Source organism: Dulcicalothrix desertica PCC 7102, assembly GCF_003991905.1.
Classification (GTDB): Bacteria; Cyanobacteriota; Cyanobacteriia; order Cyanobacteriales; family Nostocaceae; genus Dulcicalothrix; species Dulcicalothrix desertica.
On the sequence record NZ_RSCL01000018.1, the window covers coordinates 41,614 to 68,112 of the forward strand.

A 26,499-nucleotide genomic window follows, 5' to 3' on the forward strand; every position below is an offset into this window, starting at 1 on the left:
AGGAACAGGATAGAATAATGATTTTATACGAAATTAGATTATTATGCAATTAAACTGAATTAACATAAAATTATATTATATGAATGAGAAAAATCTAGCAAATAATCAAACAGCTTATAGTGTCGCCCACGAAATTCATGGACGTGTTCGTTTTCATGTATATCGACTGGCAAAAGATTCTAAATATGCTGAGAAGTTAAAGGCTTTAGTCGAGTCAGATTCTAGAGTTACACAGGTTCGCATCAATACTCAAGCTGCATCTATTGCCATTAGTTATGAATCAGATCTTTCTGATGAACAAATGCGCGAACATTTTATTAATTTGATTCAAACGGCTCCAAATATTGCTACTCCAAAACGATTTACAGCTTCGTCAATTACGTCGGCTATTTTTGACGCAATTGTAAATTTAATCGATAGCGCACGTAATATAAATAAGGTTCGTAAAGGAATTACAAAAAAACCTTCTAAACCTGACTTTTGGGAGCGAGCATTACAAACTCTAAAAGCCACAATGAAAACCTTAAAATCAGCGACCATGTTTGTTTTACCTAAACGCTCATCACAGGCGCCATCTACTTTATCAAGTAGTAATTAATTATGGACTCTAAATCCTTGGCTATTTTCAAAATTAACTTATCTTGAAAAGAATTGGCGACAATTTGCAAACCAATAGGTAAACCTTGTGGACTCAACCCACAAGGTATAGATATACATGGAAAACCAAAATAACTAAACGGTAGAACAAATTTTCTATTTAATTGATAGACTTTTGTATCTGCTTGAATATTTGGCGCCGTCGTTGGAGTAGTCGGTGTAATTATTGCGTCAACTTGTCGGAATACATTTTGGATATCACCGAACTCCCAAAGTCTTTGCTTTTGAGCTTTTTGGTAGCTGTTACCAGAAATAGCGACGCCTTTACGTAAATCATAATTAACTTTATCACCAAATAAATGATGTTGATTTTGATATTCTTGCAATACTTGGTTAAATTCGTGTAAAGCAATAATTGAGTAATTTGTTTCATTAAAATTACTTAATAATTTACTTTGTATATTAATAATTTCTATGCCAGCTTGTTTACAACTATATATTACACGGTGAATTGCGGCGGCAACTTCTGTATCAACTCCACGAAATGTATAATTATTAACAATACCTAACTTATATGTAGATGGAGGTGACATATTGGGTAACGCCAGGGGATGTAAAATGGCATTAAATAATATTTTTACATCTGTGACTTTACTTGCCATTACACCAACTGTATCAAAACTTGGCGCCCGTTTAAAAACACCATCTGTACTAATTAGAGACTGAGTAGGTCGCAACCCAACTATTCCCGACCAGCTAGCAGGGACACGTATCGAACCTCCTGTGTCTGTACCAATACCACCAACACATAAATTTGCTGCAACTGCTGTAGCTGTACCACTCGAAGAACCACCTGGAGAATAATTCGCATTTACCGCACTGCGAACATTACCATAAAAACGGTTCTTTCCTGTAATATCGGCGCCAAACTCACTTAAATTGGTTTTACCCAAAATAATGGCGCCTGCTTGTTTTAATCTTGTTACAATATCCGCATCTACTACAGGTGTACGTTGGTGAAACAATTCTGTACCAACAGTAGTAAATATGTTCGCAGTGTCGATATTATCTTTTATTACTATCGGTATACCATGCAATAATCTTTTGACCTTACCAGCTTTGATTTCTGAGTCAAGTTGCATTGCTGTTAATAACGCTTCTTGCTCAGTAACGGTAATGAAAGCATTTAATTCTGGATTTAACTTGTAAATTATTTTTAAGTAATGTTGAGTTAGATTGTATAGGGATTGGTTCATAAGATGACGAACGCATTATGTTATTTAACGCTTTTTTTAACCGTGAATCTATAGCTGCACCGGGCAATGTAGTAACCACCTGGCAGATAGCTTATGGTTATGTAGACTCACTCTCGGTAGAGAATATATTTTGGAGAGATAATAAAGTTATAATTATTGCACCCGATAGTAAAGCCGTTGCGTTTAGCTCTAACCAACGGTTTGTTGTTGTTGGTGATGTCTGGTTGAGTAATCGACGAGAGTTAAGCGTTGCTTATAGTATCTCAATAAATAATGATATTCAATTAGTCGCGCAGCTATGGGAAAAATTTGGGATTGAATCTTTAAAGTTACTAGTTGGTATGTTTGGACTGGTAATTTGGGATAAAGATGAACAAGTTTTATATTCAGCACGCGATTGTACTGGTTCCCGTACTATTTACTATACAACTAATGGTTTGACTCGTTGGTTGGCGCCTTCATTAAGAACACTTGCACCATACCGTTCTAAAGATTTAGATGTGGTAGCGTTGCGTGATTATTTGTGCTGTGCTTTTGTACCTGGGAATAGAACTTTGTGGAATGATGTTAAAGAATTGCGTCCAGGAACGATATTAAAATTGCCTTCAGGAGAAATTCATTCCTTTTGGCAACTTAAAGAGCAAATTATTGATAGTGATAAAGCTTTATCATGGCATGGGGAAAAGTTACGGCAGCTTTTAGACCAAGTTATTAAAGAATATTTACCTCAAAATCAACCTGTAGGAGTTTTGCTTTCGGGTGGTTTAGACTCTAGTAGTGTGACTGCACTTGTAAGTAAGCTTCATAACGCACCAGTTCATACTTTTTCGATTCACTTCGGCGCCGAATGTCCAAACGAGTTAGAATTTTCGAGTATGGTGGCAGACCATTGTCAAACTCAGCACCACATTCTCGAAATTACTTTTAAAGATATGTGGGAACGTTTGCCTGAAGTGATGACGCATTTGGATGACCCGATAGGAGACCCTTTAACTGTACCAAATTTATTGGTAGCTCAACTTGCGCGCGAATATGTTGGAACAATACTCAATGGTGAGGGTGGAGACCCTTGTTTTGGCGGTCCCAAAAATCAACCGATGTTGATAAATAATCTATATGGTTCGGTGACAAATCAAGATACTTTACAAGCTTATTTAACTTCTTTCCAAAAATGTGCCGTTGATTTACCGTTGTTACTTAAACCGGACGTATGGAAAGCAGTTAGTAATGCCCCATCGGTATTTACTGAAGATTTATATTCAAAAGATAACTATTTAAATAGATTGATGGCGATTAATATTAAATATAAAGGCGCCGATCAGATATTGACTAAAGTCAATAATACGAGTACTGCTGCTGGGTTGCTAGGACTTTCGCCTTTATTTGACCAGCGAGTTGTAGATTTAAGTATGCAAATACCTCCACAGTATAAATTATCTGGAGTCGAAGAAAAAGCGGTTTTAAAGCAAGCAGTAGCAGATATAGTACCCGATGCGATTATCAATCGTCCAAAAAGTGGCATGATGGTACCAGTCCAGCTAGGTTTTCGTAAATATTGGCAACGCGAAGCCAGAAGTTTATTATTAAATAGAAACGCAATGACGGCGCCGTATTTTAATCAAAGTTTAATTAAAGATTGGCTAAACTACCGTGGTGATACGTGGAGAAGATACGGTGTTAAACTCTGGTTACTCGTTAGTTTAGAAATTTGGTTACAAGTTAATCGTTAATATTATTATTGTATTGAGGGTGTTTTCCTTTTATCAAAAATAAAAAACAATGGCAGCAGAACATGGTCTGATTCTAGATTTCACAACTGTTTTGGCTACTTCAGCTTTAGGGGGATATTTAGTCAATCGATTGCGTCAACCTGTTTTACTCGGTTATTTAGCTAGTGGAATGATTGTTGGGCCGTTTGGTTTCAAGCTTCTTAGTGATGTAACGCGAATTCAGTCTCTTGCTACGATTGGTGTTGCTTTTCTGTTGTTTGCGCTTGGAGTTGAATTTTCACTTTCGGAACTCAAAAGAGTCAAAGATATTGCCTTAAAGGGCAGTTTATTGCAAATAGGTTTGACTACTGCTGTTGTTGCATTATTGACAATTTTAACCGGTTGGGTTGAGGGGATTCTCCAAGGTATTTTTTTAGGAGTTGTTCTGTCGTTTTCTTCGACAGCGGTAGTATTAAAAACGCTTGCAGAACGAGGTGAGACTTATACTCTCCACGGTCAAGTTATGTTAGCGATTTTAATTGCTCAAGACTTAGTACTAGGGTTCATGTTAGCTTTGTTACCTGCTTTAAACCAACCTAGTAGTATTGTATTCGCAATCGGCGCCGCTTTATTAAAAGTTATAGTTTTTTTAGCTTTATCTGTAGGATTTAGTCGTTGGATAGTACCTGGGTTAATTACTCGTGTTGCTGCAACCGAAAACAGTGAATTGTTTTTGATAACAGTAATTGCACTATGCTTAGGAGTCGCATTAGTTACAGCTAAACTGGGTCTTTCGATAGAAATGGGCGCCTTTGTTGCAGGTTTAATGGTTTCTGGAGTTGATTATTCAGACCATGCGTTAGCAAAAGTATTACCGCTACGAGATACTTTTGCATGTCTTTTCTTTGCCTCAATTGGTATGTTAATAAACCCAGGTATTTTACTGCAAAACTTTGGGCTGATATTGGTTTTAGTGACTTTAGTAATGTTGGGTAAAGCAATTATTATTTTACCCATTGTTGTCAAATTTGGTTATTCTATCAAAACTGCTATTATTACAAGTTTAGGAATCAATCAAATCGGAGAATTTTCATTCGTATTGGCATTGGCTGGTTTGCGACAAGGATTAATTACAGAAAAAACTTATTTGCTTTTATTGGGCACAACAGCCATTACTTTGGTGCTTACACCTATCTGGCTGAATATTTCTCCTTACCTTGCTGATAAATTTACTCAAGTACCTTTATTTGCAAAGTATTTAAGCAACGTGATACAACCAACGCTTTTATCGATTCCAGAAACTATAAATGGTCATGTTGTTGTAGCTGGTTACGGCAGAGTTGGACAAATTATTGTCAACATACTTCAAAATCAAGGATACCCAATTTTGGTGATTGAGAATAGTGAGGCTGCAATTCAACGTTTGAGAATGCAGAAAATTCCTTATATTTTTGGTGATGCAGATTCGGAGTTAGTATTAGAGAAAGCTCATTTAAAAAATGCCAGTGCTTTAGCTATTGCACTACCTGACCCTTCTAGCACTCGTTTGCTTTTACAACGAGCGTTGAAGATTGCACCTTCTTTAGATGTAATTGCGCGTTCACATTATAATAACGAGATTGATTTGCTGACTCAAATGGGCGCCAAAGAAGTAGTACAGCCTGAATTTGAAGCTGCTTTGGAATTAGGCGCCCACTTGCTAGCAAGTTTGGGTGAAGCTGACGAACATATACATAGTGTGATTAAAAATATCCGTATAGATAGATATCGCAGTATTCGACCGTTATAAATAGAAGCCAAAATTATTAATTAAAGTTTCAGATGGTTGGAGCATTTAGTTTGAACTGCAGTTGGAAGCTTAACGCTAAAAGTTGCACCTTTACCTATAATACTATTAACGACTATTTCACCTTTGTGTAAGTTAACGCACTGTTTAACTATTGATAACCCTAAACCAGTACCAGAAACAGTGGATACATTATTTGCACGATAGAAAGAATCAAAAATACGAGCTATATCCTCTGGGGGAATGCCAATACCTTGATCTTCAACATTAAATACTATCGCTTGCTCATAAAAATTTACATCTAATTTAACCTCACTGTCAATAGAAGAATATTTGAGGGCATTTTCTAATAAATTTGTAATAATATGACAAACCAGTTGAGAGTCAAGTAATGCTTCTATACTAGAAGTCGGCGCCATAAACTTGAGACGATTTTGGTTTTCACTGTTATTAATTAGAGTGTTAATAATATTTTGGCATAGCTTTACTACATCAACATTTTTAGGTTTAAATTGTAGAGCATTAGCCTCGACTTCAGATAATATTAGTAAGTTTTGAACTATTTCTGTAATACGTTTAATAGAAGTTTCTATTTTATAAAAATGTGCTTGTTTTTTTTCTTCAGTAAGATTATTGATATAATACTGTAACATATCACACGAAGATTGAATCGTCGCAAGCGGTGTGCGAATTTCATGAGATGTTGTCGCGATAAATTTAGTTTTAGATTCGCTTAGTTCACGTTCTCTTTGTAGAGCTTTTAATATTTGTTCTTCTGCTTGCTTACGATGGGTTATATCTTTAGCCACACCAGCCATTCTAAATAAATTACCATCTTCGTCGTATATAGGAAAGGTTCGGTCACGTACCCAACGCATTGTACCATCAGGACGAATAATGCGATATTCTTCGTCCATATTACAGGCATTGTCACCAACTGCAACAGCACTTACTCGCTCTATATCGTCAGGATGAACGAATTTGAGAAAAGACATTGGATTAGAATAAATTTCATTACAAGGACGACCCCAGATTTTTTCATAACCAGGGCTAATATAATAGAAGTTACTTATGTCTAAATCACATACCCAAAATACTATTTCTGCATGATTTGCGAATTGCTGAAATTTTTCTTCTCTTTCTATAAGCGAAATTTCTGCTAATTTGCGCGAAGTAATATCTTCTGCAATTCCTACTTGACGATACGAACTACCGTTTTTCTGATTCACTACAAATGTTCGTTGATAAACCCAACGAACTTTACCATCAGGGCAAATAATTCTATATTCTTGCTCTAAAGTGCAGTTTTCTTTTCCCAAACATGCTTTTAATACCATTTCCCTATCATCAGGGTGGATTGATTCAAAAAGTAACCTAGGATATTCGTAAATAGAAGCACACGAATAACCCCAAATTTTTTCAAAGCCAGAGCTTATATAATAACAATCACTTATATCTGGCGCAAAAATCCAAAAAGCAATATCTAGATTATCGAGTAGCTGAGAGAAGCTCTCCTCAATATCTATTAACTCAGGATCAATCAAAGACAAGTTTGGCAAGGTTATTTCTTCAGCGAGGCTTGCAATATACTCAATATTATCCGTGTTTTCGTACCTAAACGCGCGGTTATGTATCCATTTTATAGACCCATTAGCCGTTACTATACGATATTTTTCATCCATTGTCCCTGAAAGCCTTAATCTTTCGAGCGAGTTTAATATCCGCTTCTGGTCATCAGGATGGATGAAATCAATAAAAGATTTTGGGCATTTATAAAGACTTGCAGCATTACAACCCCAAATTCTTTCATAAGCAGTACTAACGTAGAGTGTTTGACTCAAATCAGCGGAAAACGCCAAAAACACTTGGTTGGTGCTTTCTAGCACTTGGTTCAACAACGTTCCTATTTTTGGCAAGTCACTGAATTCCACTTTATCCTCCTCAATTAATACAGTTTACATATGTAATCACTAAATTATCACACTACATTCAACAATTTTTTATAGATATACATGATATACATGATATACAAAGTATACAAAATATACATTTTAATCAATGCTGTCCTTAAAATTTATTTTGGTTAAAATCTTTACTTTTATGATAAATTCTGAAATTATTAAACAAAGCTGTTTTTGTCATGTATAACCATTTACTTCAGAGGAGAAAATTAGCTCTATGTCATTAGCCGTACTGTTGAAATCCAATGAGAATCAAAAGATTAACAGTGTTAGATTATTAGACTACGTAAAAAGTCTGTACGGTGATATTCCAGTATCGCCATGTCCATTCACTGAAGCGGAAATTGACGAGCTATCGAATACCAATGAATTGTTGGTTTATCTACCTGCAAGACTTACAATGCAGGAGTTATGCAATATTTTTGGTATCAGCGCCAATGTTAACTTTGAGCATGAAACCATGATTAGAAACAGCATGGTTAGTGAAGACCAATGGTTTATTGTATCTGCGAGCAAGGCGCCAGAACTCATTGATAAAACAGGTCTTTTTGCGAAGCGAGTCTATGAAGATGAAGGTCTTCATGGAATGGACTTCAGAAGATATTTGGCATTTGCAGCTACTTTTAAATATCATTTTGGAGAATTTCCAGACCAAACATATTGGTGTTTTTTACTATCGGGAAGCTATGACCGTAGTGGAGTATCAGTAGTCGGGCTTGATTCAAAGGGTGTCTTAAGTCATCATGGTTGGATGCGAAATTTCAAAGCAAAGTTCTGTGGTTCAAGATATATAGTTATCGCCCCTAGAATTGAAATATTGCCTTCTACAAAATCCTTACAAAGGGCACGCCGAGGCAAGCCAGGAGCTAGCGGGAAGGAAGCAGGAATGGAGTAATAATTACTGCATTGTCAGCAATAATTGAATATGATTTGTTTAGTCCTGCATTTTATGCATTTCTCGATGAAACCTTGTGTTGAATGCGGCTAAACAATCGAGTTTATTGGTGTAGTCATTTTGAATCTTGGATTTTAACACGTTAATTTAACACGTTAATATAACATGAACAATTACGAACAAGCAATTCAAGCATGGAAAGATAAAATTGGCGCTACTAAAGTAGAAGTTTCTACAGAGCAAAGAGAAAAGTACATGCAAAACATTACAGAATATCAAGCTGAACCTCCAGTAGCTATATTAAGACCCGCAAGTAGAAGTGATGTTGAAGCAATTGTGGCAGTTGCAAACAAATACCATGTACCTATTTATGTTGTAAGTACTGGAAAAAACTGGGGTATTGGCTCAAAAGTACCAGTCAAAAATGGATGCGCTTTAGTAATCCTTAGCGACATGAAAAATATAATAGAAGTAAATGAAAAATATCGATATGCAATTATTGAACCAGGAGTTACTCAAAAACAATTATCTGATTATTTACAGAAGAATACAAATTTAATGTTACCTTCCACTGGGTCTGCAGAAAATACTAGTATTGTAGGAAATATTCTAGACAGAGGTAGTGTTTTCTTTAATCATCGCTATGATTTTCTGACTGGGCTAGAGGTATTATTAGCCAACGGAAAAGTAGTAAGAACAGGCTTTTGGCATTACTTTGATTCTAATCAAACAAAAGTACCAATGTTTTTCCATCCTCCTGGTGTTGGTCCGGACATTAAAGGTATATTTACACAATCGAATTTAGGAATTGTCACTGCTATGGTAGTACGTCTTAAACCTCGTATACCAAGCACTATTGTATATGCAGAACTTAAAGAAGATAACTTTGTCGCATTCATAGATGCTTTTATCAAGCTTAAGGAAAATAACTTGATAAATAATTGGTTGATGATTACTAATACAAATGACCCAAGAACGACTGTTGCAAATCAATTCAATTATACAGGAAATTGGTCAGCTATATTTAATTTTTATGGAACAGAACAACTCAGGGATTTGTATAAAAAAGAAGTTGAAAAGGAAATTCATAAATTGTGCTATAATTTATTTTTTATAAATAGTAATATAGAAGAAAATTTAAACCATAGATATCATTTAATATTACAAAAACTATATAATGGGATACCCTCTAATTATAGTATTGAAACAATGGGAGAAATGAATAGTTTTGATTTTACAAATTCGGATTATGAGGTTGATTTTTGTAAAGAAATATCTGGTTTTAGAGCTGTTGCACCAGCAGTACCTCTTGAAGCCAGGGCAATGAAAGAAGTAATAGATTTAGTAAATAAAGTTTCTAAAGAATTTGAGATAACACCTTTTCATAATTTCGTGACTATAGGAGATATGGCTGTTGAAGGACTATTCAGAGCATATTTTAACCGAGAAAAAGAGGAAGAAATAACAAAGGTAAATCAATGGGCTGAGGAGTTGGACAAGGAATTAGAAAAAATAGGTATTTATCCTTATCGTATGAGTATTAAACAAATGAATTACTTTAGTAATCGTCAGACAGATACTTACTGGGAAACTATCGCAGCTATTAAAAAGCAACTAGACCCTAATAATATTATTTCTCCTGGGAAGTATTGCTTAGAGAATATCTAATACCAATTTAATATAAATTCGCATATAATAGTGTCGTAAACACCTAAAATATAGCACCCCATCCTCATCTGGTTAGAAAGCTTTATATTTTTGACTCAGTTAAATTTTGTCAATAAATTTACCGCTACTAATGATGATATTTAATCTATAGCTATTGACGCGCCGATTATTAGATAATATATTTAGAAATAGAATATTCAATAAAAATTCACAATCATAGTGAAAGAAAGAATACTAGAAACCCTGAGTGAGAAAAACTGGATGTGGATGGAAGAGTTAAGGTCACACTTTATGTTGTGTGACCTTCAAACTCACTACGTCTTTATAAATCCCGAATTTAGTAGCGCCATTGCTAACTTATCTGAGCAAGGATTCATAAGGATTATCAATCGCTTAGAAATAAAAGGATATTACAAAAAAACTGGCAAAATAGTTGAATTGGTAAACAGTGCCAGTTTCGCGAAAAAATGTTAATGACTCAACGGCAAGATAAGTGTAAAAGTCGTTCCATTCGCAATATCACTATTAACAGTTATTTTACCTTTATGTAAATCAACACATTGCTTAACAATCGCAAGTCCTAAGCCAGTTCCACCAATATTGCCAATGTTATTAGCACGATAGAAGGAATCGAAGATATATGGTAAATCTTCATTACTAATACCAATGCCTTCGTCTTTAACCACAAAAGTTACTTGATTTTGAGTACAGTCAACAGAGAATTCAACTTTGCTATCTTGATTTGAGTATTTTAAGGCATTATCGAGCAAATTCGTAATGATGTAGGTTACAAGTTTAGGGTCGATAACAGGCGCCTGGTTAACTGCATTTTCACTGATGGATAATTTTATGTTTCTTTGTGTAGCAGTAAAAGAGACTACCATTGCTATAACATCCGAGCAAAGTTTAGCAATATTAGTACTACAAGGCTGGAATTGCAAAGCATTAGCTTCAGCTTCTGATAATAGCAAGATGTCTTGGACAATTTGAGTAATGCGTCTAACAGCAGCTTCAATCTTCTGAAAATGTTTTTCTTTTTTTTCTTCAGTCAATTGGTCTTTGTAATGCTGCAACATATCGATTGAAGACTGGATTGTCGCTAATGGTGTACGTATTTCGTGCGAGGTGTTAGCAATAAAGTTTGATTTAGCATTACTGAGTTCGCGCGCACGTTGTAAAGCAATGAGGGTCTTCTCTTCAGCCTGCTTACGAAGTGTAATATCCTCAGCAATACCCACAACTCTAAAAGTATTTGCTGAAGAATCTTGAATTGGATAAGTACGGGCGTGTATCCAACAAATTGTACCATTTGGACGCACAATACGGTACTCCACATTCATTTGTGTAGAATCTTTTTCTATTGCGGCAAATACTCTTGGTTTATCCTCTGGTAGAATCGATTCGATGAAAGATAATGGGTTTTCGTACAATGAAGCGCAACTTTTACCCCAAACTTGTTCATAATTAGGACTTATATAAAGCACTTGGCTAGCGTCAGGGGTAATTAACCATGAAACGTGACCAATATTTTCTGCTAGCTGACGGTATTGCTCTGAACTTTGAACTAACGTAGTTTCCGCTTGCTTGCGTTCAGTAATATCGAACGCAATACCAGCCATCCGAAATAGGTTGCCTTGTTCATCGTACACCGGGAATGTTTTGTCTCTTACCCAACGAACGGCGCCATCAGCACGGATAATTCGGTATTCTTCATCCATGTTGCAGGCATTTGGTCCAGTTGCAGCAGCTATTATACGTTCTAAATCATCAGGATAAACAGATTCTATAAATGACCTAGGATTTTGGTAAATATCTTCACAACTTTTACCCCAGATTTTTTCGTAGCCAGGATTAATATAATAAAATTTACTGGCATCAGGTTCACACACCCAAAAAACAATATCAACATTGTTAGCAAACTGCTGAAACCTTTGCTCGCTCTGTTTTAAAGCAAGCTCGGTCATCTTTTTGTCTGTAATATCCTCAGTTGTGCCTATAATATATTCTATGTTACCACTTGTATCAAGCGAAGCAAACGCATGGTTATGTATCCATCTAATTTGATTATCAGGGCGAATAATACGATATTCTTCATTTAATTGGGCGCCTTGTATTAAACTTTGAAGTGCTGTATTTACTCTCTCTTTGTCTTCAGTATAAATGCTTTCGAGAAAAGACTTTGCACCTTCATTGAAATTAGTCATTTGGCGCCCAAATATGTTTTCGTAAGTAGGGCTTGTGTAAACTATTTGACTTAAATCAGCGGAACAAACCCAAAAGGCTTGATTATTATTCTCAAATAGTTTACCCAGAGGGCTGTTTGCTAAAACTTGCCAGTCATTAATATTCATATGAAATACTTTTAAACTACCCTGACATATTTTACCCAAATGTGACTACATTTAAGTAAAATTTTATAATAGTTAAGAATTAAATTTATTTTTCGATTTAGCGACATACTTATGTCTTAAGGCTGATGTAAAAATAAACTTTCTTTTATTGATTGACATGTATTATCTGACGAATTACTGCTCGCATTATTAAGACAATCGAGTAGCAGTTGGCAGGCATTCCAATATTGCTCAATTAATTTACATTCTTTCAAATTAAATTCCCAATTATAACCAATCTGAAAATCTTCAATCATTATACTCCGTAATTTCTCTATCCATACGGCGCCGTGTAGTTGCCACCACAATCTTAAAGTTTGCCTATCTTCGTCTATATTTGGTAGTTTGCTACGTAAATCGTATAAAATATCACTTAATAAATCGTTATCTGCTAGCAGATGTTTAAGGTCAAGTGCTAAATGCATTGCTCTTAAGCGCTGGTGGAAAACATCAGGAGTAATAGCTAAACTAATTGCGAATGCATGAGTTAATGCCATATCTAAACTCATTTTAATAGGCAGATTGGCGGCTAGGTAACAATCTAAATGTAGTGTGATATCTTGGTTATATGCCAATGGATGCTCACTAGGCAGTCCATGCGTGAAGTAGAACGCGCGTATAGCAGTCTTATATAAATTTGTAGTACTTGTTTTACTAGTAACATCTATTAATTCTGATTTTTGCAATACCCAATTTATAAAGCTTTGTAATTTCGGGTTGGTAGCAATAATAAGGTCAATTTGCTGCTTCATCAAAATTAATAAATTATCAGCCGATGGTAGCATTTCGGCGACGAGTAAAAATATTTCCTTCCAGGATTGTACGTGTATATAATTAACTAACTCATCTAAACTGTTTGAATTAACGTTAGCGACAATATCGCGCGCTGTTAAATACTCTTGAAACGTTAAATGAGAAAATGAATAAATTCCTCGTGCCCTTTGTACTAATAATCCATGTTGTGCTTCGATAGCTTTTAAAATTGCATAACTATCTAGTAACAGAGCTTCCGTATCTTCAATATTTTTTGATGTATATGATTGGCGTAAATAATTTGCAATCAATTGTTGAGTTCTACTTTCTGTAAAATAATATTGATTTTCTGTAAAATAAATTTTTGCGATCTGGCTCAGTAATTTAATTTTATCCAATAGCGAAAAATAGCGATATAACTCATCTCTTTCAATTCCTCTACTTTCATCCCAACGTATTAAAAGTAATTCTAAACCTTGTTTATAAATTTCAGAACGCGAACGAGGAAAGTCACCATGAGTGTGAAATAATAAACAAGCAATACTAAGTAATAAAGGTGTTGTCGTTAGTTCATGAATCTGCTGATTTTGTGAAAGTTGAAGCTTTTGAATAAATTGTTCAGCTAAAGTTTTTGCTGCTGCAAAGGAAGTTTGAGCCACAGTCAAAAACCATTGATACACAAAAATTACAATTTGAGATTCACTAAAATCAACTATTTCGACTTCTACAAAATATCTAAAATTATATAATTGTGCCGCTGTTCTACACGTGATAATAAATCTACACTTGTAGAATTTTTCTGTAAAGCTATTAATTTCTGTAATTATATTTTTGCTAATGCTTTCCTGAACTTCGTCTAATCCATCAAGTAAAATTAAAACTCTTCCATCTTGAAGGATAGCGTTAAGCTCTAAATGATTTATTTCATTATTTAAGCATTCAAGTATATAATCAAATAGACTTTGATTATATACTTCGTATTTTTCAGCAAAAGTTTTTAGGCTGATAAGAATAGGAATACTATCTGCTAGCAATTTGCCTTGACTACAGTAAATTGCAATCGCTTGTAAAAATGCACTCTTACCTGAACCTGGTCTTCCTTGTACTATTATTCTTGGGTATTTGACTGCAATATCAAACCCTGATTGTTGAGATTTTTTTATCTCTAATCGATTAAGTTGAGACAAATTTAGTTGAGACAAGTTTAAATTTGGCTTGAGATTTTGCAAACTCTCAATTTTTAACCATTTGTGACTTGATATTTCTTCTGATACATTAATATCAACGTAAACATCCTTTAAATGCAAAGGACGGGAAACATCTAAAAAACGTAGAGTCCCACACTGGTGCTGAGTTTTGTCTTTGAGTACTGACTTTATTTTTTTTTCATAGTCAGAAGGTAAAGCTGTGCTAATTTTTATAGACTCTATATTTTGCTCTTGAGTATTTTCGTCTGCTTGAATTATTTCTTCGGGGTTAATATTCAAACTCTGGCAAATTTCATGAAAAACCTGTCGTTCTACGGGTTTTCCAGAAAAAAACTTCCAAATTGGCTGACGAGTTTCTAAACCAACTTCACTTGCCAAATTTTCTTGCGTCCACCCTTTGCGTTTGAAAGCTTGTCTTGCCTTTCTTATACCTTCAGACGACGCTTGTAGCGACCTTTTTCCCATAGCTTTAATTCTCGTTTTTGTGAATGTTAAACAAGATGCAATTTATTATACTACTATTTTTTAGTAAGCATTGCTTCTAATTCTGATTTAGATAATGAATTGCTAAACAATGAGCCTTGCATGTAATGGCAATTTTTTTGACGAATATAGATTAGCTCTGCCTCTGTATTCACTCCTTGAGCAATAATTCTAAGATTAAGATTATTTGCCATATTGATTAAGGCATCGGTAATTGCTGACTTTTGCAAGTCACTTGTAATTTGGTGAATGAAATAAGGATCAAGTTTAAGAGTATTAATAGGTAGCTTTTTGAGACAAATCAAAGAAGAATTGCCTGTCCCAAAATCATCAATAGCTATTTCAATGCCTAGTTCACGCAATTGATGTATTATATCTATTGAGTTGTTCAAATTTTGCATAATCACATTTTCACTCACCTCAATTTGTAGTTTACTGGGTTCTAATGAGTAATTACTAATGGCTTCCTTTACAGTAAGGATAAAATTTGAATTATGGAATTCTTGTGCTGATATATTTACCGAAATTGGTAATACATTATACCCTAGTTTTGTCCATGCTTGAATCTGTTCACAAACAAGTTGTATAAAGCAGGCGCCAAGTGGAATTATTAAATCAGTTGATTCCGCTAAAGGAATTAATTCAGAAGGATAAACTGATCCTATTTCAGGATTGTTCCAAATTACAAAACTTTCAGCAGCTACAACTTTTTCCGAAATATTAACAATAGGTTTATAAAACAGCTTAAACTCTGATTTTGCGTTTGATTCTAACGCACGACGTAAATTAGCTTCAATAATTTTTATTTCAGGAGTGAAAGTTAGAATATCATCTTTAGCAGACAAGTATTTTCGCAAAATCTCTTGCTTTGATAAACGGCTAAGTATAGCGCTCAATAATTCAGCACGAGTAAATGGTTTGGTAATGTAGTCGTCCGCTCCCAAATCCATACCTTGACGAAAATTACCTTTTCCTGCTTTTGCCGTCAAAAAAATAAATGGAATTGTTGCTGTCACAGGTTCTTCACGTAAAGCAGTCAGCACACTATAACCATCCATTTCAGGCATCATCAAGTCACATAAAATCAAATCAGGTACTTCAGATACTGCTTTTTGCACCCCGACTCGACCATTTTCTGCTTCTACCACTTCATAATTCTCAGCTTCGAGTAGCTCTAATATGTTCTCACGTACTCCTAGCTCATCTTCAATTACTAGTACTTTAGTCATTTCATTTTTACTCTACTACTTGAATTATGTAATATATATTACCGACAAACCTAATTTTCTCATTAAAGCATATTTTATATCTTGCGTATAAATACTGAAAATATTTTTAACATTGATGTTAAATCAACCAAAACAATCAAATCAAACATAAAAAATAATTTATTTTTTTCTAAATAAATAGTATTTAACTTATACTTCCGCAAGGATTATGATTCAGAATATAAGGGCAAAGTTACCACTACCGTTGTGCCGGCGCCGACTGCGCTTGTTATTTTGATACTACCCTGGTGTAATTCGACGCATCTTTTCACGATTGCCAGTCCTAAACCAGTACCTTGAATCCCACGCACATTACTCGCACGGTAAAAATTTTCAAATAAATGATTTTGATCACTTTCAGGAATCCCAATTCCTTGGTCTTGTATCTGAAAGACTACGGTATCATTTTGACCATTTAGAGTAAAATAAATATTGCTATTTTTAGGTGAGTACTTAACCGCATTCGAGAGTAAGTTTGTCACAATACAGCTAAGTAGTTCTTCATCCATTTCAGCTTGAGAATAGTCTCCAGAGGCAGTAAAAACGATGTGATGTTCTTGGCTAACGCTTAATTGCATAACATCTATAATTTCTTGGCAAAATACATCTAAATTTATAGGTTGAGGACGAAACTTGACGCGACCAACTTCATTGCGCTGGATAAATAGTATTTCATCTAAAAGTTTTAGCATTTGCTCGATTGCATTTTCTATGCGCTTTAAATATCTACTATTTTGTTCTGAGGTAATTTCGTCAGAGTAAAGCTGTATTAGATCAACAGACGCACGAATTGTACTCATTGGAGTCCTAAATTCATGGGAAATCATTGAAATAAATTGTGATTTGACCTGATTCAATTCCTGTTCTTTAACCAGCGCTTCGCGCGTGTTTAACTCGCTTTGCTGTATTTGGTTTAGAATTAAACCTCGTTCTATTGCATAACGAACTGCACGCAATAGCTGTTTAGTAGAAATTTCATTTTTCACTAAATAATCTTGCGCTCCTTCAACCATTGCTTGCAGTCCTAATTGCTCATCGTTTGTTCCTGTTAAAACAATAATCGGAATGTTTGGAACCTTAAAGCGGAAGCCTTTAACAGTGTCAAGTCCTGTTGAATCTGGAAGACGCAGGTCTAGTATGACTATATCAAACTTATGTTGCGACTGTGACAACTTTAAAGTACAAAGCTCTATTGCCTCACTAAGTCGCTCGACATGACTTACATGCCATTTTGCTTGATGGGTGTACTCCAGAACTTCCTGTATCAATTCTGCATCGGTAGGGCTGTCTTCTACTAGTAAAACATGAATCATAGCAAATCTAAGTTTGAGTTAAACTTTGATTTTTTAGTTTTAAGTTATAAAACGAATTATAACCCTGGTATACCAGTTACATATTTACCATGAATTTTCAACTCTTAACTTTAAGATTTATGATGATTCTCTTCTTTTGAGTAGCAACTGGCGCCTCTTAAAGGTTACTTCAGATTGTTGTACGACTCGTAATAATATGCTTTTTACAACTAATGAAAAATATGAGTTAAATATAAAAATATCTAAAATTGTAGATAGCTATTTAGCGATTAATGGATGAATCTTGAATACTTTAGGCGAAAAATTATTTTCCTATGACTAAAAAATATCTTGATTTTTTACCTCCGTACACGAGTTAAATAAGTGATATAGAAACGCTTTTACGAAGTGTCTTACTCTTAATTTTTGCCTCTTTACAAAGATTTTAACAGTAATTAGATCTGTTGAAGACCCTTTTCTAGCTCAACGAGTAATTTTTTGCTTCCTTCTAATTCCAATTTTTGAGATGATCTTTCTAGTTTGTCCGCAGCAATGTACATTTTTATAGCTCCAACATTTGCGCTCGCTCCTTTAAGATTAGCTCACATCTTGCACCGTTCTCAACAAGCTCAAAGAAACCGGGCTTCTTTACGAAAAACTAGGGGTTTCTAGCAAAATCTTTCTCAAGAAGCCCGGTTTCTCGGACTGGTGCAAGATATAAGTTAGGAAATTTTCTTTAACATCTGTAATACTTCTTGCCCGTTAGCAGCAACATCAGCATTGTAAGCTAAGTTTTGCAACTGTTTTATAGCATTATTTTGGTTTACGATGTTATCTTCTCTAACTAAGATTCGGAATTTAGATTTATTGATTGAACAAGTATTAATAATGTATTCTCACGAAGACAAAGTTTTTGCTTTAGTTTTGTTTATGAAAACAAACAATTAGAGTTTAAAATAAACATAATAAACATTTTTGTATACACTGATTAAAAAGTGTATGTGATAGCATTAAAACACAAGGTTATCAAATAGCCAATCTTACACATTTGATATAAAATTTTCTCACCTTCTGCTTGCTGCCTCCCCTTTTCCTTACCAATAAGGAAAATGCTTATAGCAAAGGTGAGGTTTTTTATCTAAATCATTTATATTTATTAAGTAATTAGCTTAAAAATATGAGAGAGTCAACTTTTTATGTTCAAGATATTAGTTATTGATGATGACCCAATTGTTAGAACCGTACTGAAACGAACCTTAGACAATCAAGGTTATGATATAACGATAACTAACAATGGTGAAGAGGGGATTTATTACGCAAAGCAAATTCGCCCAACCTGGAGAAGCAGAAAATAGAGTTCGAGGTTTAGATGCTGGGGCGGATGAGTTTATTTATAAACCAATTGAAATGAATAAACTAAAAGCGCGCGTGCAGGATTAAGATTATATCAACTACCTGAAGATTTAAAGTGCCAGAAGCAGACACTTGACACACTCAAGCAAAATTTGCAAACTCCTGAAAGCTGCTGAATATGTACAGTCACTTTTGCCGTCTCCATTATTTGGGAAAGTAACAACAGAGTCGTTATTTCTTCCTTCCACACACTTAGAGGGTGATAGCTTTGACTATTATTGGATTGATGATGATAATTTAGCCATTTACCTTTTGGATGTATCAGGTCATGTTTCTTGATTCTTTACTTATACTTTGAAATATTGAAGTTTTTAGCTGGTATATTTAATTTTTTTAAATGAAAGGGGACGTGGCTTAAAAATTATGTATTCCATTGCAGATGAATTAAATTACAAAGTCCAACCAGATAATTGTTGCTGCTTGTTCATGAGTAAAAAGTTTTAATTATAAAAGGATATGTTTACACATACATCTGTTCTTACACAAGCTGAAGTGCAATCTGTAATCATCAATGATGCGTTGGTAGTTGTACCAAATGCAACGGTGATGGACGCAATCTCGCAAATGAGTGGTGTCCGTACCAGCTGTTTAGCAACCACAATAGCTGATAGCCCATTGGATGTATATATAGAGGCTCGATCTAGCTGTGTGTTAGTTGTTGAAGATAATCATGTATTAGGTATTTTCACAGAGCGGGATGTAGTGCGTCTCATGGCGCAGAAGCTACCACTTCAAGACTTGAAGATAAGTGAGGTGATGACTTATCCCGTAATTACCTTGCGCTCGTCAGCTTTCACGGATATATTTTTTGCACTTAATCTGCTCCAACAGTATCGTATTCGTCATTTACCCATTGTTGATGAGGACGATCTCCTTGTGGGATTGGTGACTCATGAGAGTTTGCGGCAAAACTTGGGACCTGCGGATGTATTGCGGTTGCGCCTTGTGGCAGAGGTGATGAGTTCTCTTGTAATTTGTGCTAATCCTGAAACTTCCATGATCGCAATTGCCCATTTAATGGCGAAGCATCGTGTCGGTTCTGTGGTTATTATTCAAAACCAGAAGCAAATGGAGACACAGCTAGAACCATTGCCTATTCCTGTAGGTATTATCACAGAACGTGATCTTGTGCAGTTTCAAGCATTGAATTTGGATTTAGAAACTTGTCCAGTAGACGCAGTGATGAGTACGCCAATTTTTACGGTAAAAGCAGAGGATTCCTTGTTGATGGCGCAGCAAATTATAGAGCAGCGCCGCATTCGCAGGGTAGTAGTGACGGGTTCTCAAGGGCAATTATTGGGCATTGTAACCCAAAGCAGTCTTTTACAAACACTTAACCCCTTAGAGTTATACAAGTTTACTGATATTTTAGAAAAGAAGATATTGCAATTAGAGGCAGAAAAAATTGAGCTTCTACAAAATCGTACAATTCAACTAGAGCAACAAGTAAATGATCGTAAGCAAGCAGAAGCCCGTCTGACCGAAACCAATCAGCAACTTGCTATTTCTAACGAGCAACTTGCCAGTGCCACTCGCCACAAAGACGAGTTTCTCGCCAACATGAGCCACGAACTCCGCACACCCCTAAATGCCATTTTAGGGATGACGGAAGGTTTACAAGAGGAAGTATTTGGCAACACCAACGAACAACAAAAAAAAGCATTGCAAACTATCGAACACAGTGCTACTCACCTACTCAAGTTGATCAACGACATCCTAGATTTGGCAAAAATTGAAGCCGGACAGGTTGAACTTGAATACGCCCCCACCTCTATTAGCACGCTTTGCCAAGCGAGTATATTATTTATCAAACAACAAGCCTATAAAAAACGCCTCAAACTTAACCTTGAATTGGCGCCTAATCTACCCGATTTGCTGATCGACGAACGTCGCATTCGACAGGTGTTGATTAATTTGCTTAATAATGCTGTAAAATTTACCCCAGAAGGCGGCAGCGTTACCTTAGAAGTAACCCTTGAATTATCCACTAGCACTACCACCCCCAACAATGCAATGCGTTTTGCCGTAATTGATACAGGCATTGGCATTGCCTCAGAGGAATTGAAAAAACTATTTCAGCCTTTTGTTCAAATTGATAGTGCCCTTAACCGTCAATATCAAGGAACGGGTTTAGGGTTATCCCTGGTTAAGCGGATTGTGGAACTACATGGAGGTAGCATTGGGGTAAGCAGTCAAGTTGGTATGGGCAGTCGATTTATGGTGTATCTTCCCTGTCCAGATGTGCCGCTTTCATTCCCGGAACCTTTGCCAAGATTGGTTCCTCAGTTAACTAGCACTACCTCCGAAGCGGTTACAACTTCGCCCTTAATTTTGATTACAGAAGATAATGAAGCCAATATTATCACCATTTTTAGTTACCTCAAAGCCAAAGGTTATCGCCTTATCTTGGCAAACAACGGTCAAGAAGCGATTGCATTAGCACATTCCCAGCAGCCTGATTTAATCTTAATGGATATTCAAATGCCAGGAATGGATGGATTAGAAGCGATGAAACACATCCGCAGTCATCCTAACCTGGTTAATATCCCAATTGTCGCCTTGACCGCTCTTGCGATGCCAGGTGATCGGGAAAAATGTCTAGAAGCTGGAGCCAATGACTATCTCACCAAGCCAGTCAAGCTCAAGCAACTAGCTGCCACAATTCAACATTTTTTAAGCTAAACCGTTGGCGCCATTTGTTACTTGTGAGAAATCCAGGTTGGGATGGTCTGTTTATTTCTGCCGTTGTATACTAGGTAGGTGAGGCTAATTTAGTACAAAAATATATATTTTCATCTGCGATCAAGCCGTATTTTTTAGATTTCTCAACTCCCAATTCTTGTGCGTAATTGTCAATTTTTACAGCAAACCCAGCTTTTTCTAATTTCTCTTTATAGTCAAGACCATACATTCTCACATGGTCATGATGCCCAAAGAGACGCTCTCTTTCCTCAGATGACAAGTCACTAGAGCCTTCAAGCGTTTGAGCCAAATTATTGTCAAGGGGTACATGCAAAATCGCCCATCCACCTGGTTTTAAGACTCGGCATAATTCTGACATTGCTTGCCAATCATTTGGAATATGTTCTAGAACATGACTGCACAGGATTACATCAAATACATTATCTGGATATTGAATATTTGTAACATCCATTTGTACCATTGCTTGTTTAAGTTGCAAGTCAGCACTCAAATAATCAATATTAGCCAGATTTGCAATAGCTTTCTCAAGTAAGTATTCTGGCGCCACATGAAGAACTTTTAAATTTTCTCTAAGTAAATTGGTTTTATTTTTTATATAAAGCCATAACAAACGATGTCTCTCTAAAGATAAACATCTTGGACATATAGCATTATCTCGCTTTTGCGCGCCAAATGGTAAAAACGTTTGGAAATCTTTTCCACAACAAGGACAAAAAACTTTATCACCTGCATACCATAGCGCCCGCAGTATAAGAAAAGGTGTTCCCATTTTAAATAATAAAGAACGTCTTTCTAAAAGATACTGATAGATTTTGAGAAAAAGAGACCGTTTCATAAAGAACTCTGGTGAAATGATATAATTTTTATTTGCTAGAATTATCTGCTTGTTTAATATGCTGTAATCCAGAAGAATCTAAGAGCAATATGATTCCGCCAGGTAGAGATAAAAACCAACTTAGCATTGTTATAGTTACAGATAACAATAATGCTTGCTCTACAGCTAAATCAATTCGGCTGAACAGGTAAACCCATAATCCTTCTTTTAGTCCAAGTCCACCTAAAGAAATCGGCAGTAAAGTAATAACTGAAATTATAGGAATAAAAACTAAAAGTTCCAAGTAAGAAATAGGGATTTTTAACTGAGTAGCTACCAAATAATGGTAGTAGACGACAGCGAGCATTAATAGGAATGATAGCAAAACTGATATAATTAAAGCTCTACGATCTTTTGCAAAATGCCTTAAAATAATTTGAATTTTACTGAAGCGCACGGCTACACTTCTCAAACCAAATTTATTTAGCGATGGCTCTACTATGATTAATAACTGAGGGCTAACAATTAAAATCACTCCTCCAACTAAGGCGCCGACACAACCGAAAAATATCAGAATTACATCCCAACGCCCCACTACTCTAATTGCAGCAGGTAAACCCAATACAGCTAAAGCAGACAAAGCAAAAAGTCCTGTCAATCTCTCTAAAAATACAGATACAAGTGCTGCTTCTGAGTCATGAGTTTCTTTGGTAATTCGATAAATACGATATATATCTCCACCAAAAGAACCAGGAAGAAATATATTTAAAAACATTCCAGCAAAATAACTACTGAGTAGACTGTTTATTGATATATACTTACCAGTAGAACGAATAATTACTTGCCAGCGTAAGCAACTTAACCATTGACAAATCGTATAGTAAATTAGGGCAAAAGTAACAAAGGGTAAAGAAAGAGACTGAAATTGTTGCCAAGTTTTAGAAATATCTATATTAGTGAAAAGAATGGCTAAAATTCCTATACTAATAAATATTTTTAAAACTACAATCGGCTTAATTTTCATCATTTAATAAGCTCCTAAATCTTTCCCATTATTGGGTATGCGATTTGGTAATCCATTTTCTGGTTGCCATAGTCGTAGACGAGTACCAAAACTGTCTATTACTGGCTGACCTAAGCTTTCCATATATTGCCAAGTATCAGGACTAAATCTACCTTCTCTAGTATCTTCTAAATGAATCCATACACGTTTTGATTTTTCAAATATACGATTAACTTGGTCTATATTAGTAACTACTACTGCCCCAGCCCAACGGTCAATCAACTTCCCTTGATGCCAATAAATTGCATCAAAATAACCAGTACCCATCAAAAAGTAGTCTAATTTACCTAAGCTAACTACTGCTAAAGACGGTAAAGGTGAAATAACTACATCCTCTGTTTGTTTATGATTAATAAGATATTCAAAAACCTGTATATTGCGCCTATTAATAGACTCCTGATAGGCAGCTAATACTCTGGATGGTTCTAAGTTTATAACTATTATTATAATAGCAAAACTCAAGGCTATGGCTCGTATATTTATCAAATTGTCAAGCAATTGTTGTATTTTATTGCCTTGGCTTTCTGCTATATCTATCGCACTATAAATCGCAATTAAAACAAACAATGGATAAACAGAGTAAACATAACGTTCTGCTAAATTATAACATAAAATAGTTACAATCATGACTTGAATAATTACAGTAATAGACCAAAACAATAATTTAGTATTTCTAGTTTTTAGAAAATAAATACAACCAATGAAAAAGAACAATGTATAAATTATTTGCATTCGGTCAGAACCAGATAAAAAATTTGCAAAAAGGTCGGTTATATCAGAAAAATGCAGTTTAAGGTAAGCAGATGTACTGTCAGATATTGCTGCTAAAGGAGTTAAAAGTCGGATATAAGAAAAGGCAAGGCAATATATAAAGACTGATAGAGTTATTACAGTACCGACTACAATTTGCCATTCTTTGAATAATTGAAATGGACGATAGAAGTATAAAAAGCCAATAATAAATGCTGGTAGTATAGTTAAACTAATTTCTTGAGTTAGTAAAGTTAAAGTGAGAGAAACAAAAAATATGTATTGATAAAGCTTGCCCGATTTTTCAATAAAACTTTTAAAGAATGACCACAAAGATAGAATAGTCAAGCATTGCAGAACTTGGTAAAAGCGAATATTACGCGAATACCAAAGCTCCCAAGGATTTATAGCTAAAATTAATGTTACAAATAGAGCAATCCATACTTTTCCGGTGAGTTTACGAGCAAAGATATAAACTACAATTAAGGTTGCTGTACCCCAGAGTACAGACAGAAACCTCGCATTTACCGCCGAATCTCCAACTAAACGTAACCATAAAGCTAACAGATATTGATAAAAAGGACCTCTTGTATACCAAATACCTGAAGTCGATATTGGGGCGCCTGTGCGAAGAATACCCCTAGCTGCATCTAGGGAAGTATTTTCATCAGCATCTAAGTCAACAGTGTCGAGATTATAAGCCCTTAGTGCGAAACCAATGCTAACAATAAAGGCTAATAAAACCCATTGCCCAGATGATTGTAATACCGTTGGAAGTACAGTAAATGTATCTTTAATTTGTTGCTGCCCTTTCACGCATAACCTAGTAGAACCGATAATTACAGTGGCAACAAGCAAAGTTAAAATAACATTTCCTCCTGCAACTAAAGCATTGCCAGTAACGACAACTACTCCAAAGAAAAACCATAAACTCCTACGAGGTAGTTTTCCTAATATGTTCCTAATTTGACTCAATAACAGAGTTAGCAGAAAAATAGTTGTAAACCCAATCAAGATTAGATAATTGCTTTGTGGTTGAGCAAATAGCAATCCGGATTCTGCTTCTGCATAGCGATGTTTGAGCAGAGCAATACCAATTAAAAATAAAGTTCCAGGTGTAAGTATTGCCGCCCCTACACTTAAAGTATCACACCAACTTGTTTCACGACCGAACCACAAGCCTAAATAGAAAGCATAAAGTAAAGCACAGACAACTCCTGCTAATTGCCAAAGACTGAGATGCCATAAGTACTTTGGGTAATTGAGTAAATAGGCATTGCCCTCAAAGTTACGACGAAACTGTTCTGTATCAGGTAGACCCATGAGAGTTACAGTTTGCCCTTCACCCACTCCTTTTTCCCAATTAGAAGTTAAGTGGTTAAAGCTTCTCCAAGTACTATCGCTTGCAATGCTAGTAACAATCTCTGCTTTATCCGTTTCTGCCCATCCATCTAACAGCCAATCAACCGAACCGTTTGAGTAAACTTGGTTGTTACCTGCTCTTGCCGCTTCTAAAGGACTAGCCAAACTTACGGCTAGTATATTATTGCCAGGTCGTAAAAGCTTTGTTACTTCTAATAAATGTAACTGCTGACCGCTTTCTGTCCTGTAATCATTTACTAAAGTACCATTTAGTAAAACTGAATACTGCCCTCTACCAGCAAATCGAATGTAAGCATGAGAAATTGGGGTTTGTGGGAGAAACCATATTCCTCTCAGCCATACTTGACCTTTTTGACTTGGAGTCCCTGTAATCCAGTTTCCTGCTAAAGGGCGGTCAAATAGATTCTTACTCAATCGGCTATAAGTAGCTTCTTGAATAGGACTAAGTATTTTAGCTTGTGCCCAACCAGCATCAGGAAAACCCACGTCATTCCATTGTACTGCTCGACGGGTTTCTGACAAATTTGAGACTCGCCAATCTGTTACTCCCGTTGTTAAATTAATCGGAGCTACATCAGCGACAGGGTAAACAACACCCTCAGCGACTACGCGCGGATTTTGCTTTCCCTTTTGAATTTCTAGCGCGATAACATTTTTACCTGGACGTAAGAACGAAGTCAGGTCTACATAAGCTGTTAATTTCCAATCGTTGGAACTAGCTAGTAAATAATTTACTGAAGTTTTGACACGATAACGATTACTATCATTAAAATCTTGAAATGGTATTCTAACACCACCAGCTAAACCAAGAGAATTATTCAGCACGCTATTTTCCCGCGCGATCTGGCGCCCATTTACATATAAAGTAAAATCATTATCAGCACTTATTCGCAGCCAACCTGCCGAGGCTTTATCAGGTAAATAAAACGTGTGACGCGCGTAAAAACGGTAAGTTGGTGATTGTGGAGCAATCCATTGAGCTTCAGGTGCCCAAGCAACACGTTCAACAGGGCTAGGTGTTTTTTCCCAAATCGAAAACCCCAACATTCCAAGTAAAAGTCCGAGAGTAACAATTAGCCCGAATGGCAACCAACTAGACCGTTTCAT

At 35.7% G+C, this 26,499-nt stretch carries 15 protein-coding genes and 1 pseudogene; 7 read left to right on the plus strand and 9 right to left on the minus strand.

The features are described 5' to 3' along the window. Positions 1-79: 79 nt before the first annotated feature. Positions 80-598 carry an HMA2 domain-containing protein gene (locus tag DSM106972_RS32505; RefSeq protein WP_127084579.1) on the plus strand — a complete coding sequence of 173 codons (519 nt, stop codon included), beginning with the start codon at positions 80-82 and terminating at the stop codon, positions 596-598. Here DSM106972_RS32505 and DSM106972_RS32510 read toward each other — a convergent pair. Next, complete coding sequence (locus DSM106972_RS32510) at positions 576-1,853, minus strand: amidase (protein ID WP_127084580.1); 1,278 nt, start codon at positions 1,851-1,853, stop codon at positions 576-578. The genes DSM106972_RS32505 and DSM106972_RS32510 overlap by 23 nt on opposite strands. A 17-nt stretch (positions 1,854-1,870) precedes the next feature. On the opposite strand from DSM106972_RS32510, the gene DSM106972_RS32515 reads away from it, so the two are divergent. Beyond that, positions 1,871-3,583, plus strand: a complete 1,713-nt coding sequence (locus tag DSM106972_RS32515) for an asparagine synthetase B family protein (protein WP_127084581.1) — start codon at positions 1,871-1,873, stop codon at positions 3,581-3,583. Between the two features lie 49 nt (positions 3,584-3,632). Further along, positions 3,633-5,351, plus strand: a complete 1,719-nt coding sequence (locus DSM106972_RS32520; RefSeq protein ID WP_127084582.1) for a cation:proton antiporter — start codon at positions 3,633-3,635, stop codon at positions 5,349-5,351. A 20-nt stretch (positions 5,352-5,371) separates the two neighbouring features. On the opposite strand, the gene DSM106972_RS32525 is transcribed toward DSM106972_RS32520, so the two are convergent. Next, positions 5,372-7,279: a sensor histidine kinase gene (locus tag DSM106972_RS32525; protein ID WP_127084583.1), complete on the minus strand. Its 1,908-nt coding sequence runs from the start codon at positions 7,277-7,279 to the stop codon at positions 5,372-5,374. Between the two features lie 247 nt (positions 7,280-7,526). Between DSM106972_RS32525 and DSM106972_RS32530 the strand changes: the two genes are divergently transcribed. Continuing rightward, positions 7,527-8,204 carry a hypothetical protein gene (locus DSM106972_RS32530; protein ID WP_127084584.1) on the plus strand — a complete coding sequence of 226 codons (678 nt, stop codon included), beginning with the start codon at positions 7,527-7,529 and terminating at the stop codon, positions 8,202-8,204. 165 nt (positions 8,205-8,369) lie between these two features. Further along, the gene (locus DSM106972_RS32535) at positions 8,370-9,872 is read left to right on the plus strand and encodes an FAD-binding oxidoreductase (protein ID WP_127084585.1); all 1,503 of its coding nucleotides are present in this window, start codon (positions 8,370-8,372) and stop codon (positions 9,870-9,872) included. 470 nt (positions 9,873-10,342) lie between these two features. Here DSM106972_RS32535 and DSM106972_RS32545 read toward each other — a convergent pair whose 3' ends face one another. From DSM106972_RS32545 to DSM106972_RS32560, 4 genes are all read right to left on the minus strand, one after another. Then, positions 10,343-12,223: a sensor histidine kinase gene (locus tag DSM106972_RS32545; RefSeq protein ID WP_127084587.1), complete on the minus strand. Its 1,881-nt coding sequence runs from the start codon at positions 12,221-12,223 to the stop codon at positions 10,343-10,345. A 116-nt stretch (positions 12,224-12,339) separates the two neighbouring features. Beyond that, on the minus strand, positions 12,340-14,688 hold the full coding sequence (locus tag DSM106972_RS32550; protein ID WP_127084588.1) for an NACHT domain-containing protein: 2,349 nt from the start codon (positions 14,686-14,688) through the stop codon (positions 12,340-12,342). 53 nt (positions 14,689-14,741) lie between these two features. Continuing rightward, positions 14,742-15,935 (minus strand): two-component system response regulator, encoded by a 1,194-nt coding sequence (locus DSM106972_RS32555; RefSeq protein ID WP_127084589.1) that lies wholly within the window; start codon positions 15,933-15,935, stop codon positions 14,742-14,744. A gap of 206 nt (positions 15,936-16,141) precedes the next feature. Then, positions 16,142-17,287 (minus strand): hybrid sensor histidine kinase/response regulator, encoded by a 1,146-nt coding sequence (locus DSM106972_RS32560; protein WP_127084590.1) that lies wholly within the window; start codon positions 17,285-17,287, stop codon positions 16,142-16,144. Positions 17,288-18,462: 1,175 nt separating this feature from the next. Here DSM106972_RS32560 and DSM106972_RS32565 point away from each other — a divergent pair. Together DSM106972_RS32565 and DSM106972_RS32575 are read left to right on the plus strand one after the other, a co-directional pair. Beyond that, positions 18,463-18,949: pseudogene (locus DSM106972_RS32565) on the plus strand (response regulator); the annotation flags it as partial. A gap of 186 nt (positions 18,950-19,135) precedes the next feature. Beyond that, the gene (locus DSM106972_RS32575) at positions 19,136-21,361 is read left to right on the plus strand and encodes a CBS domain-containing protein (protein WP_127084591.1); all 2,226 of its coding nucleotides are present in this window, start codon (positions 19,136-19,138) and stop codon (positions 21,359-21,361) included. A gap of 70 nt (positions 21,362-21,431) precedes the next feature. Here DSM106972_RS32575 and DSM106972_RS32580 read toward each other — a convergent pair whose 3' ends face one another. The 3 genes from DSM106972_RS32580 to DSM106972_RS32590 are packed head-to-tail and all read right to left on the minus strand — an operon-like array spanning position 21,432 to position 26,499. Next, positions 21,432-22,217 carry a class I SAM-dependent methyltransferase gene (locus tag DSM106972_RS32580; protein ID WP_233787406.1) on the minus strand — a complete coding sequence of 262 codons (786 nt, stop codon included), beginning with the start codon at positions 22,215-22,217 and terminating at the stop codon, positions 21,432-21,434. 28 nt (positions 22,218-22,245) lie between these two features. Then, positions 22,246-23,223, minus strand: a complete 978-nt coding sequence (locus tag DSM106972_RS32585) for a lysylphosphatidylglycerol synthase transmembrane domain-containing protein (protein ID WP_233787407.1) — start codon at positions 23,221-23,223, stop codon at positions 22,246-22,248. Beyond that, complete coding sequence (locus DSM106972_RS32590) at positions 23,224-26,499, minus strand: glycosyltransferase family 39 protein (protein WP_127084592.1); 3,276 nt, start codon at positions 26,497-26,499, stop codon at positions 23,224-23,226.